Consider the following 12,329-nt stretch of genomic DNA (forward strand, 5'->3'; position numbering starts at 1 on the left):
CCCGGCAGGTGTAGGGTTGATCGGGGCGGCCCTATCAGGCTGATTGTGAGGGATCAGCTTGATTTGCGCATGGCATCGGCCAGCTTGTCGACATTGTAGCGGAACATTTTCTCATAGGTCGAAGCCGGGCCCTTGGGCTTGGACAGGGCTTCTACGTAAAGCTCGCCGCCGGATGTGGCGCCGGTTGCCTTGGCGATCTGCTTGACGAGACGGGGATCGTTGGAGTTTTCGAAGAAATAGCTCTTCACATGCTCGGTCTTGATCTGCTCGATCAACTTGGCGACATCGGCGGCAGAGGCTTCGCTTTCGGTGGAAAGACCGAGCGGCGACAGGAAGCTGATCTTGTATTCGCGGCCGAGATACCCGAAGGCGTCGTGGCTGGTCAGGATCTTGCGTTCGGATTCAGGGATAGTGTCAAACTTGGCATGAGCATAGGCGTTCATGTCTTCAAGCTTTTTGGTATAGGCGCTGGCATTGGCCTTGAAGACTTCGGCATCGGCCGGATCGGCAGCGGTCAGCGCCTTTTCGATATTGGCGACCCAGACCTTCACATTGACAGGGCTGTTCCACACATGCGGATCGGTTACGGTCTTGCCATCCTCTTCCATGGTGCGGGTGTTGATGCCCTCGGAAGCGACGACTGGCTTGCCCTTGTAGCCGGAGGCGGTGATCAGCCGGTCCATCCAGCCTTCCAGGCCTTCACCGGACACGAATGTCACATCGGCGGCCTTCAGAGCCTTGGCATTGGCTGGCGACGGCTCGAATTCATGGGGGTCGCCATCGGGGCCAACCAGGCTGGAGACGGTGACATGATCGCCGCCAACCTGTTTCACCACATCGGCCAGCACAGTGAAGGACGCGACAACCTTCACTGTTTCGGCAAAGGCCGGTGCGGCGGACAGGGTCATTAACAGCGGCAGGGCTGCGGACAATAACAGTTTACTTTTCATAGTGATCTCCTGTGATCAGGCTTTCAGATGGGAACTGGGAAGAAACCGCCGGAAAACACCGGAGGGTGCAAAAAGAATGGACAGGCCGTAAAACAGCGCCGCGACTAGGATGATCGTCGGCCCGGAGGCCAGTTCCAGATGGTAGGAGGCGATCAAGCCGAGATAGCTGGCCACGATGCCGCTTGCCGCCGCCACCACCATCATGCCAGGCAGGCTGCGGCACCAGAGTTGGGCAATGGCGGCAGGAAGCATCATCAACCCCACGGCCATCAACGTGCCGAGCGCCTGGAAACTGGCGACCAGATTAAGCACGACGAGAAACAGGAACAGGAAATGATAGATCGGTCCACGACCGCCGACGGCCCGCAAGAAGCCCGGATCGAGACATTCAGTGACCAATGGCCGATAGATGAGGGCCAGTGCCAGCAGCGAGAAGGAGGCAATGGCACCGATCTGCACCAGCGCATCATTGTCAATGGCCAGGATCGTCCCGAACAAAACATGCAGAAGATCGATATTGGAACCGCGTAGCGACACGATCAGCACGCCAAGCGCCAGGGATGTCAGGTAGAAACTGGCAAAGCTGGCATCCTCCTGCAACACGGTGGAGCGGGTAACGAAGCCCGACAGCAGCGCCACGGAGAGACCGGCCACCAGCCCGCCCAACCCCATGGCGGTTAGCGACAGGGACCCGGCAATCAGGTAGCCGATCGCAGCTCCGGGCAGCACCGCATGGCTCATGGCATCGCCAACCAGGCTCATGCGCCGCAGCATCAGGAATACCCCGATTGGGCCGGAGCCGAGGCCGAGGCAAAGCGAAGCGACCAGCGCCCGGCGCATGAAGCCGTAATCGGCAAACGGCGCGATTAGCAGATCGTAGGCGGTCATGCGGCGGGCCTTGATGTTTTCTGGTCTGCCGGGCGGCAGACTTCGGCATCCTCGTCCCAGCGCTCGGCCATGGCGCGGGCCTTGAGCAGATTGGCAGACGACAGGGCATCCTGGGTCGGACCCCAACTGACCAGTTCGCGGGCCAGCAGCAGGGTCTGGGGGAAATGGCTGCGCACCTGGTCGAAATCATGCAGGACCGCAACCACCGTGCGGCCATCGCCGTGCCAGCCGCGGATAATGTCAATCAGGTCGCGGGTGGTGCGAGCATCGATGGCGGTGAAAGGCTCGTCCAGCAGGATCACCTTGGCATCCTGCAATAACAGCCGGGCAAACAGCACCCGCTGGAACTGGCCGGCGGACAGCGCGCCGATATGGCGCTTCTCAAATCCTTCCAGCCCGACCATTGCCAGGGCCTGGCCGGCTTTATCCATGTCGGATCTGGCGATGCGGCCAAAAGCGCCACTGTTACGCCAGGCGCCGAGCAACACGGTGTCCAATACGCTGATCGGGAACCGGCGATTGATGTCGGCGGCCTGCGGCAGATAGCCAAAATCTGTGCGTTTCAGGTTATGCTCCACCGTGCCTTCGGCGGGGCGCAATTCGCCAATGATCGCCTTCAGCAGGGTGGATTTTCCTGCCCCGTTCGGCCCGGCAATCGCCGTCAGGCTGCCGGTCTCGATCACGCCGTTGACGTGATGTACAGCCGGATGCCGGTCATAGGCGACGGTCAGATTGGTGAGCCGGATCACAGGATTGCTCATGGCAGGGCCACCGCCCATTGGATGGCAAGCCAGGTCAGGCCAATCAGCGCCAAAGCAAAACCCAGCCGCATAACGGCGGACCGTGCCAGCAAACTGGGAAAGATGGGATCTTCGTCCTGCAAGGCCCGCACTCCGATCGTGAATTATATGTAATAACGTTACGTGTAACGATATAACAATAATGGCAAATCGATGGCAAGTGTTCTTCGCGGATTTAGAAGCCTTATCCCAGGCCATCTAGAGTCTGTCTGGTCAATCTGACATAGTACACGACGCAAACGTTTTTATGTGCCGCTTACCCCCCTCTGCCTTGCCAGGCATCTCCCCCTCAAGGGGGGAGATCGGCAATGAGCACAGACCGCATACCTTTTTAGCGATTTAATATGCTGAAAATAAAGAGGTTTCTTTAGGTTAAGTAGCTTCCGCGTATCGATCTCCACCCTTGAGGGGGAGATGTCCGGCAGGACAGAGGGGGGTAGACCAGGAGCAAAACCGTTGCGTCGTTTACTGTATCACTCTGAACCTGACAGACTCTAAGCTTCATAAAAAACCCCGGAAGCATGAGCCTCCGGGGTCTTTGTCTTGATGGAACGCTAAAAGACAGCTTTCCAGAAAACCGGTGAAAAGAGAAAGCTTACAGCCGTTCCAGCATGGCTTCAGCCGAGGAAACCGTGGCCTGGCCGGGATTTTCCTCGATATCGAGGCTTTTCACCACGCCATTTTCCACCAGCATGGAATAGCGCTTGGAACGCACGCCGAGTGCGCCCGCCGACAGGTCCATGTCGAGACCGAGCGCCTTGGAGAAGCTTGCATCCCAATCGGCGAGGAAATGGATCTTGCCCATGCCGCCGCTATGCTGCGCCCAGGCGCCCATGACATGCCAGTCATTGACGGAGAGGACGGCGATCTCATCGACGCCCTTGGCCAGCAGTGCGTCGCGGTGCTCCAGATAGCCGGGCAGATGGTTCAGCGTGCAGGTCGGGGTGAAGGCACCGGGTACGGCAAACAGCACGACCTTCTTGTCCTTGAACAGGTCTTCGGTGCTGATCTCGACCGGGCCGTCGGCGGTTTTTTCCTTGAATGTTGCCGCTGGAACCGTATCGCCAATTGCAATCGTCATGAAATCTCTCCTCATTGTGCTTGATGTCTCAGTCTGTTCCAAAAGCGCAGCCCGCCAGCGGCCATTGACTGTCAGGGCTGCACTATAGGGCGGGTTGTTGCGAAGGCAAGCGGGGCTTCCATGGTCCGTTTGTTGCCGGCTGCCACCAGAATGTGCCAGGTCTTGCCGCTCACCGAATAATTGCGCGGAAGCTTCGGCAGGGCGATGCGCAGGGTGCGGCTATTGCCTTTGCTTTGCACCGCCTTGTATTCGGTAAACAGATAGCCTTCCGGCCCGGTCACCAGAATGCGCGGCTCGTCCTTGGAGCCATCGGGTAGGACCAACGACACGTCGAGGCTGGAGAGATCGTGGGCCATCTCGAAGTCCGAGACGTAAAAATCCTCCGCAGCCGCCGCAGGCAGTTTGGATTTGGCCTTGTCGATCAGCTTAACCTCGCCGACATCAGTGGTTTCCTCGTGGCTGAGATCGATGCTGAGGTCGGCTTGAAACGGAATGCAGATATTGCGGCACATGCCGATGAAGGCCGTTAGCTTGAGGGGGCTCTGCCAGTCCTCGCCGCTGCTTTTCAGGGTGAAGGGAAACACCACCGCATGGTCATAGCCGACATCGCGCACGCTGCCGATATCCATGCGCTTGGGCACCGGAAAGCTCAGCGGCGAGGGCGTGACCTTCGCCTCCGGCGCGGCGGTCAGTTGCGGAGGGATTCCGCTGTCGCCGGGCTCGCGCCAATAGGTGAACCAGCCGTCATTCGGCTCGATCTGCAGGCCTGCCTGCCGGGTTCCATCCGGAGCCGGTGGCAGCACGATCACCCGCATCCGGCCCCCATCGCTGGTTGCCCAGTCGGAGGTGGCGGCGCAGGCATCGCCAAGAGGTGTCAGCGCCAGGAGACCCGCAAAGAGCAGGCCGGGTAGCGCAGGAAAAACCGGACGGTTGGAAAACAAAGGAAGGATCATGCGGCTATTTAGACCAGCCCTATCACCGCTGCCAATCACGCTTTTTACGGTTTTATCATTTTCGGTTGATTGATGCGCAACTATGCCCCATCTTGAAGACCATGGCTTAAGGATATGACTTGCGCCAGAAGCAGATATGAAATGCCGGGCGGCGCTTGGCGGATGCGAGGGGAATGCCCGGCACGACGGCGTATGATGTTCTTTTCCGATAGATCGGCGTTCCGAACAAACCGGAGGCAGCATGGCTTTTTCCACTTTGAAGTCCGATCGTGAACGTGGGTTTCTCGACGGCCATTTCCTGATCGCCATGCCCGGCATGGCGGACGGCAATTTTACCCGCAGTGTGGTCTATGTCTGCGCCCATACGACGGCTGGCGCCATGGGCTTCATCATCAACCGCACCCAGCCGGTCAAATTCGCCGATATCCTGCTGCATCTCGACCTGATCGACCAGAACGATGCGATCATGCTGCCGGATCATGCCCGCAACTTCCCCATTCAATGCGGCGGGCCGGTGGAAACCGGCCGTGGCTTTGTGCTGCATTCCGACGATTACCTGAGCGACAGCAGCATTCCGGTCAGCGACGATATTTCCCTGACCGCGACGCTCGACATCGTCCGCGCCATTTCCGATGGACGCGGCCCGGCGCGCGCCACGATGCTGCTTGGCTATGCAGGCTGGGGGCCGGGCCAGTTGGAGGCGGAAATCGCCAATAATGGCTGGCTGAACTGCCCGGCCTCAGAAGACCTGATCTTCGATCCGGTCCTCGACAACAAATATGACCGGGCGCTGGCCCTGATCGGCATCAGCCCCGCCACCCTGTCGGCAGAGGCTGGCCACGCCTGATCAAGGCTGTTGAGGTTTGCGTCGCAGCGGGCGAAGGATGCGGGGTAGCTTGAGCGAAGCGGGCAGGGTCATGACGATGACACCGGCCACGACCAGGACGAGACCGGCGAGCACGGTCGGGCTATAGCGCTCCCCAAGAAAAATCGCGCCGATGCCGACCCCGATCGGCACCCGCAGATAGGCCTGGGATGTGGTGGCGACCGAGCCCAGCGTGTGGACAAGCCGGAAATAGATCACAAAAGCCAGTGCGGTGGAAAACACCGAGAGCGCCAGCAGGGCCGCTAGCGAAGAGGCGGAGACCGCCAGCGTCCAGGGCTTGTCCACGACCAGACTGAGCGGAATGAGCATGGCCGCCCCACATAAAAGCGAGCCGGTGGCAGGCATCATTGGATCTAGTCCCTTAAAATTCCGTCCGAAAATCGCGGCCATCGCATAGCAGACCGATGCCAGGATGACGGCGCATTGCGCGAGGAGATCGGTTCCGGCGGAATGAAAGGCGTTGAAGCCGACGATCAGGCAGGTGCCGGAAATCCCCAGCAAGACGCCAAGCAGTTTGGGCAGGCCGACGTGTTCATGCCGGGTGAAGGCGACAGTGATCAGGAAGGTGAAGATCGGCGTCAGAGCATTGAGGATCACCGCTAGCCCTGCCTCGACATGCAGTTCCGCCCAGGCAATCAGGGTGAAGGGCAGGGCGCTGTTGAGGCAGGACTGGATGAAGAACCGCCGCCAGGTGGCGCTGTCGCGGGGCAGTGTCATGCCGCGCATCCACAGAATGGCAAGCAACAACCCGCCGGCCAGCAGGGTGCGGGCGGCAATCAGCGTGATCGGTGGAATGGTCTCCACCCCGATGCGGATGAAACTATAGGCAGCGCCCCAAACTGTTGCCAAAGCCAAAAGCAGGGCAAGTTCTTTCAAAAGGACCGGTTTTTCCATGGACTATCACTTTCTGTCGGGATGGTTTGATGCGCCTTGGTAGCCCAGTCGCTGGCGGCAATGCTTCGGCCATAACCGAAGTGTTGCATGATGACAGGCCGTCTTCAGCGGCCTATAGTGAGGCCATGTCGAACATCGCGTCTGGAAACATGCTGGCTGAAATTGCCGCCCTGATGGGGGACCCGGCCCGCGCCAATATGCTGATCGCCCTGATGGGCGGGCAGGCGTTGACTGCGGGCGAGTTGGCGCTGCATGGTGGCGTCAGCGCCCAGACCGCCAGTGGCCATCTGGCCAGAATGGTGGAGGGCCGTCTGCTATCGGTCGAAAAACAGGGCCGTCACCGCTATTACCGTTTGGCGGGACGCGCTGTCGCTGCGGCGATGGAAACGCTGATGTCGCTTGCCGCCGATGGGCCACGGCGCCTGCATCCGGTCGGCCCTAAGGACTTGGCGCTACGCTCGGCGCGCAGCTGTTACGATCACATCGCCGGTCGTCTCGGCGTGGCGCTGGCCGATGGCTTGCAGACCAAGGCCTATATCGAGCTGGGGGAGGAGGCTGTGACGCTGACGCCACCCGGCCAGCAATTTTTCTGTGATTTCGGCATCGATCTTTCCCCGACCACACCCCGCGGACGACCGTTCTGCCGCACCTGTCTCGACTGGAGCGAGCGGCGCCCGCATCTGGCCGGACGGCTGGGCGCGGCCTTGCTGGACAGAATGCTGGAACTGGGCTGGGTGGCGCGCCAGCCGCAGGGCAGGGCGCTGCGGATCACGCAGGCCGGACAGCAGGGCTTTCGGGCGCAATTCGGGGTTACGGAAGACTGGATGGCGTGAAGAAGACCGGGGCCTGGAACAGCCCCGCCCACCGGTATGATCAAGCCCGCTTTGCCCGCTGTTGCTGGTCCTTCAAAAGACGCATGACCGCTTCCGGGCCGACCGGAGCGCCGTAGAGGAAGCTCTGGCCATAGTGGCAGCCCATCTGGGCCAGTTCGTCCCCATCGTCCTCGCTGGCAATGCCTTCCGCCACGACATCCATGCCCATGTCCTTGGCCATTCCGATCACCGAGCGCAGCAGGATATTGCGCCGCTCGCTGGTGTCGGTCACCAGTTCCCGGTCGAGTTTCAGCGTATCGAAGGGAAAGCGGGTCAGATAGGACAGCGAGGAATAGCCGGTGCCGAAATCGTCCAGAGCCAAACTGAGCCCGATATCCTTAAGCTTCTCCAGCACCAGCCTTGCCTGTTCCGGATTTTCGACGACGACGGATTCGGTCAGCTCCAGTTTCAGCCGGGCCGGATTGCAATTGACTCGGCTGAGCAGACTGCGGATGTCGGTATAGAGCGTGTTGTTGATCAGCTGGGCGCTGGACAGGTTGACGGAGACGAAAATCGGCATTTCGCCTGTCTGTTTTTCCCATTCGACCAGATCCGTTGCCGCCCGCTCCAGCGCGAACATGCCGAGCGGCATGATCAGGTCGCAGCTTTCCGCCAGGGGTATGAATTCGGAGGGGGAGATCGTGCCGCGCTTGGGGTGTTCCCAGCGCATCAGCGCTTCGAAACCGGCCAGCTCCTCGTCATCCAGCCGCACGATCGGCTGATAGACCATGGTCAATTCGCCGCGCTCGACGGCGCGGGCAAGTTCGGTTTCCAGCTGAAGCTTTTCCGAGACGGTGCCGCGGAAGGCCGGGCGGAACGGCTCCACCTTGTTGCCGCCACCGCGCTTGGCGCGGTACATGGCAAGCTCGGCATCCGACAACAGCCCGGCAGCGCTTTCCTGCTGGTCCACCCAGGAGACAAGGCCGATGGAGGCGGTGAGGTTGATCTCCCGATTGGCGAAATTGATCGGCACCATGATCGCCTTGCTCATCGCATCGGCAAAATCGGCGACCTTGGCCGGATCGCGTTCGGAAATCAGGATCAGGCCGAATTGGTCTCCCGAAAGCCGGGCCAGCGTATCCTGCGGTTTCAATAGCCGCCGCAGCCGCCGGGTCAGCGCGATCAGGATATTGTCTCCGGCGGAAATGCCGAGCATGTCGTTGACCCGACCGAAATTGTCGATGTCAACGATTATGACCGTCGGGCGCACCGTATCGGCGGTGGCGGTCACGGTCAAAAGCGTCTGCAAACGGTCCAGAAACACTTCCCGGTTCGGCAAGCCGGTGAGATTGTCGTTGATCGCATCCTGCAACAGCCGGTCGACGGTGTTTTTCTGTTCGGTGACATCGGCAATCGTACCGATGCAGCGGATGATTTCGCCGTTGGCTCCCAACACGGGCCGGGCGCGAATATGCAGCCAGTGGAAATGCCCGTCATCGGCGCGGATGCGGAATTCGTGGTTCAGCCGCCCGCGTTTGTGTTCCAGCAGCACATCCAGCGTGGCGCGAAACCGGTCGCGGTCATCGGGGTGCAGGCTGGGGATCCAGTTGCGGGCCGCCCCGTGCAGCGCGCCGTGGCTGAGGCCGAGCCGGGTGGAAATATCGGGAATGGTCACCACCCGGTCGCGGGCCACATCCCAGTCCCAGACGATGTCGCCAGCCCCAGTCAGCGCCAGGGATTGCCGCTCCAGATCGGAAAACAGGCCCTGGTTATAGCCACCGCCCGCAAAGGCGTGCTGCATGACGGTAAAACCGATCAGCAGCACGATCAGCACCAGCGCGCCGCCATGGGCGGGCTGGATGATGTCGTTCGACAACCGTCCCGTCACCGTCATCCAGCCGGCAATCAGCCAGACGATGATCAGCGTCCAGGTCGGCACCAGCAGGATGGCGCGGTCATAACGGTTCAAGCCGAGATAGACGATCAGCGCGATCCCCGCCGTGGCCGTCAGCGCAAAGGACAGTCGGGCAATGCCAGCGGCAATCGACGGATCGTAGATTGCCACGCCAAACAGCAGCACCAGGCCCAAGATCCAGGCAAAAGTCGCGTAGCCGAGGTTCACATGCCAACGATTGAGGTTGAGATAGGTAAAGAGAAAGATCACGAAGCCGGAGGCCAGACCCACCTCGGCCCCGGCTCGCCAGATCTGCTCGCTATGGGTGGTGATGCTGATCAGCTTGCCAAGAAAACCGAAATCGACGCAGATATAGGCGAGAACCGCCCAGGCCAGCGAGGCGGCGGCGGGCAGCATGGAGGTGCCGCGCACCACAAACAGAATGGTCAGGAACACCGCCAGCAGGCCGGAAATGCCCAGCACGATGCCGCGATAGAGCGTGAACGAGTTGATCGTATCCTTATAGGCATCCGGCTCCCACAGGTAGATCTGCGGCAGGTTCGGCGTTGCCAGTTCGGCCACGAACGTCACCACCGCACCCGGATTGAGGGTGATGCGAAACACGTCGGCATCGTCGCTCGGCACTCGGTCCAGCGAAAATCCCTCGCTGGGAGTGATGGAAATGATCCGCTGCGAGCCGAGATCCGGCCAGAACACCTTGGAATTGACGAGACGATAATGTGGCGCGACGATCACCCGCTCCAACTGCTCGTCGGACACATTGGCGAGCGCGAACACCGCCCAATCGCCCTGGTGCTGCGCTGATGAGGCGCGCACTTCGATGCGGCGGCGGATGCCATCGGACCCAGCGGCAGTGGAGACCTGAAATGCCTCACCCTGATTGAGATGGATTTCCGTGGTGGCGGTCAGGTCGAGCGCCGTATCGTCACGCGAAATCTTCACCGGTTCGGCGGCATGGCCCATGCCCGCGCCAAACCCGGTCAGTGCCAGGACCAGCACCAGAAGGCCAGCGGCAAGCCGCAACAGGCCCGGGTTGGATAGGGCCTGTTTCTGCTCAAAAAATCGCCGGGAATTGGCCTCGGATGAGTATCTGAATATATTCATGAATAGAGTTTTTTGCCGGAAACGGCACCAGGTTCCGCCAGAAGCGAGTAGATCGCATGATCTCTCCACTGCCCGTTGATGTTCAAATATCCGCGCAACAGACCTTCCCGTTCAAAACCGGCCCGCTCCAGCAGGCGGATGCTTTTGTCATTGTCAGGAATACAGGCGGCTTCGATACGATGCAACTCAAGTTCCTTGAAGATATATGGTTTTGCCAATTGAAGTGCGGCAAACATATGGCCTTGGCCTGCGAAACGTTCGCCCATCCAATATCCGATCATACAGGCCTGGGAGACGCCGCGCCGGATCAGGCCGATGGTCAACCCGCCCATCAGCACAGCGTCGCTTTCGCGAAACAGAAAAAACGGCACGGCCAATCCACAGGCATATTCCTGGGCATTGCGCATGACACGCGATCGAAAGGCGCTTTCGGTCAGCTCGTCCGGACGCCAGAGCGGTTCCCAGGGCTGAAGAAAAGCCCGGCTTTCGGACCGTAGCCTGTACCATTGATTATAATCGCCATTGCGCGGCAGCCGCAGCAGACGTGTTCCGTCACGCAGTTCAGGCCGTTCCGGCTGGCGCGACAGAAACCCGAACACAGACCGCGTCATTTGTCATACCCCCACCCAAACAGTTGCGGTTCCCACTCCACCGAATGCAGGAGGAATTGCGGGAACCTGCTGAAAGATATGGCTCAACCTCAACGGCCAACCCCAAGGCCAGATTGAGCAATCACCTCAGCCGCGTGCTGCCTTGAGCACCGTGTCGCGCGACCCCGAAAGGGCGGAAAGAATGTCTTCCATGGGCGCCAACTGTTCGAGCGGGCCGATGGCTGACAATGTCGGTGGGCTACCATCGAAGAACAGCCGTCCGGCAAGGTCCGTCAGCCGGTCGACGGTAATGCTTTCCAGCCGTTCCATCAGTTCCGGATTGGAAATCGGTCGACCATAGAGCATCATCTGACGGGCGATCTGTCCGGCGCGCGCCGCAGGGCTTTCCTGACCCATCAGCAATTGCGCCCGGATCTGGGTGCGGGACCGGTCGATTTCCTGCTGCTCGATCCGTTCCGCCGATTTACGCAGTTCGTCGATGATCACAGGCACCAGTTCCGGCAGGTTTTCGCCGCCGGTCGCGGCATGGATGCCGAAAATGCCGGTATCGGAAAAGCCCCAGTGAAAGGCATAGACCGAATAACAGAGACCGCGAAACTCGCGTACTTCCTGAAACAGCCGGGAGGACATGCCGCCGCCGAGGATATTGGCCAGAATCTGCGAGGCATAGAAATCGCGCGCATGATAGGCACGGCCTTCGAAACCGAGCAAAAGCTGGGTGTCCATCAGGTCACGGCTTTCGCGCACCTCGCCGCCGGTATAGCGGGCAGGGGTGATGATCGGCGATACGGCGGGCTTGGTGCGCAGCGTGCTGAAGCGGTCTTCCACCTGGCGCACGAAGCTTTCATGGTCGACGGCGCCAGCCGCCACCACGAACATCCGGTCGGTGGTATAGTTGCGGGCAAGATAGGCGCGAATCTGGTCGCTGGTGAAACCATCCACCGTTTGCGGCGTGCCAAGAATGCCGCGTCCGACCGTCTGGTCGCGAAAGGCGGTTTCGGCGAAACGGTCAAAGACAACGTCATCAGGCGTATCGAAGGCAGCGCCGATTTCCTGCAGGATCACATGCTTTTCACGGATCAACTCTTCGTCATCGAAGGCCGAATCAGTGAGGATGTCAGCAAGAATATCGACGGCCAGCGGCACATCGTCCTTCAGAACCCGGGCATAATAAGAGGTGGTCTCGGTCGATGTCGCGGCATTCAGCTCGCCGCCGACATTCTCGATTTCCTCGGCAATCTGGCGAGCGCTGCGCCGTTTCGTGCCTTTGAAAGCCATGTGTTCGAGAAGATGGGCAATGCCATGTTCCTCGGCGGTTTCATCGCGCGAACCGGATTTGACCCAGACGCCCAGCGCGACGCTTTCCAGATGCGGCATTTTTTCGGTAACGACCGTCAGCCCCGAAGGCAGGCGGGTGCACTCAACATTCATGGTC

The 12,329-nt window shown here is 60.2% G+C and carries 12 protein-coding genes; 2 read left to right on the forward strand and 10 right to left on the reverse strand.

The annotated features are described in order from the left end of the window. Positions 1-53: 53 nt before the first annotated feature. The 6 genes from AVCG78_RS02115 to AVCG78_RS02135 all read right to left on the reverse strand — a co-directional run bounded on the left by AVCG78_RS02115 (position 54) and on the right by AVCG78_RS02135 (position 4,672). Complete coding sequence (locus AVCG78_RS02115) at positions 54-950, reverse strand: metal ABC transporter substrate-binding protein (protein WP_071202624.1); 897 nt, start codon at positions 948-950, stop codon at positions 54-56. A 15-nt stretch (positions 951-965) separates the two neighbouring features. Beyond that, entirely contained in the window at positions 966-1,838 is an 873-nt protein-coding gene (locus AVCG78_RS02120) for a metal ABC transporter permease (protein WP_071202626.1), read from the reverse strand. Further along, positions 1,835-2,599, reverse strand: a complete 765-nt coding sequence (locus AVCG78_RS02125) for a metal ABC transporter ATP-binding protein (protein ID WP_071202628.1) — start codon at positions 2,597-2,599, stop codon at positions 1,835-1,837. Before AVCG78_RS02125 ends, AVCG78_RS02120 begins: the two co-directional genes overlap by 4 nt. After that, the gene (locus tag AVCG78_RS27185) at positions 2,596-2,721 is read right to left on the reverse strand and encodes a hypothetical protein (protein ID WP_267889551.1); all 126 of its coding nucleotides are present in this window, start codon (positions 2,719-2,721) and stop codon (positions 2,596-2,598) included. Before AVCG78_RS27185 ends, AVCG78_RS02125 begins: the two co-directional genes overlap by 4 nt. A gap of 512 nt (positions 2,722-3,233) precedes the next feature. Then, positions 3,234-3,719: a peroxiredoxin gene (locus AVCG78_RS02130; RefSeq protein ID WP_015915182.1), complete on the reverse strand. Its 486-nt coding sequence runs from the start codon at positions 3,717-3,719 to the stop codon at positions 3,234-3,236. A gap of 71 nt (positions 3,720-3,790) precedes the next feature. Further along, a complete protein-coding gene (locus AVCG78_RS02135; protein WP_071202631.1) occupies positions 3,791-4,672 on the reverse strand; it encodes a protein-disulfide reductase DsbD domain-containing protein in 882 nt (293 codons plus the stop codon). Between the two features lie 241 nt (positions 4,673-4,913). On the opposite strand from AVCG78_RS02135, the gene AVCG78_RS02140 reads away from it, so the two are divergent. Further along, positions 4,914-5,519, forward strand: a complete 606-nt coding sequence (locus AVCG78_RS02140) for a YqgE/AlgH family protein (protein WP_015915184.1) — start codon at positions 4,914-4,916, stop codon at positions 5,517-5,519. Here AVCG78_RS02140 and AVCG78_RS02145 read toward each other — a convergent pair whose 3' ends face one another. After that, on the reverse strand, positions 5,520-6,452 hold the full coding sequence (locus tag AVCG78_RS02145; protein ID WP_071202633.1) for a DMT family transporter: 933 nt from the start codon (positions 6,450-6,452) through the stop codon (positions 5,520-5,522). Positions 6,453-6,601: 149 nt separating this feature from the next. On the opposite strand from AVCG78_RS02145, the gene AVCG78_RS02150 reads away from it, so the two are divergent. Continuing rightward, a complete protein-coding gene (locus tag AVCG78_RS02150; RefSeq protein WP_081355440.1) occupies positions 6,602-7,285 on the forward strand; it encodes an ArsR/SmtB family transcription factor in 684 nt (227 codons plus the stop codon). Positions 7,286-7,325: 40 nt separating this feature from the next. Here AVCG78_RS02150 and AVCG78_RS02155 read toward each other — a convergent pair whose 3' ends face one another. From AVCG78_RS02155 to AVCG78_RS02165, 3 genes are all read right to left on the reverse strand, one after another. Beyond that, positions 7,326-10,283 (reverse strand): sensor domain-containing phosphodiesterase, encoded by a 2,958-nt coding sequence (locus tag AVCG78_RS02155; protein WP_234665092.1) that lies wholly within the window; start codon positions 10,281-10,283, stop codon positions 7,326-7,328. Further along, positions 10,280-10,894, reverse strand: a complete 615-nt coding sequence (locus AVCG78_RS02160) for a GNAT family N-acetyltransferase (protein ID WP_015915188.1) — start codon at positions 10,892-10,894, stop codon at positions 10,280-10,282. The genes AVCG78_RS02155 and AVCG78_RS02160 overlap by 4 nt, the downstream gene beginning before the upstream one ends. Before the next feature lie 126 nt (positions 10,895-11,020). After that, the gene (locus AVCG78_RS02165; protein WP_071202636.1) at positions 11,021-12,325 is read right to left on the reverse strand and encodes a M16 family metallopeptidase; all 1,305 of its coding nucleotides are present in this window, start codon (positions 12,323-12,325) and stop codon (positions 11,021-11,023) included. Positions 12,326-12,329: the final 4 nt, after the last annotated feature.

It is taken from the genome of Gillisella vitis (genome assembly GCF_021559775.1).
Lineage (GTDB): Bacteria > Pseudomonadota > Alphaproteobacteria > Rhizobiales > Rhizobiaceae > Allorhizobium > Allorhizobium ampelinum.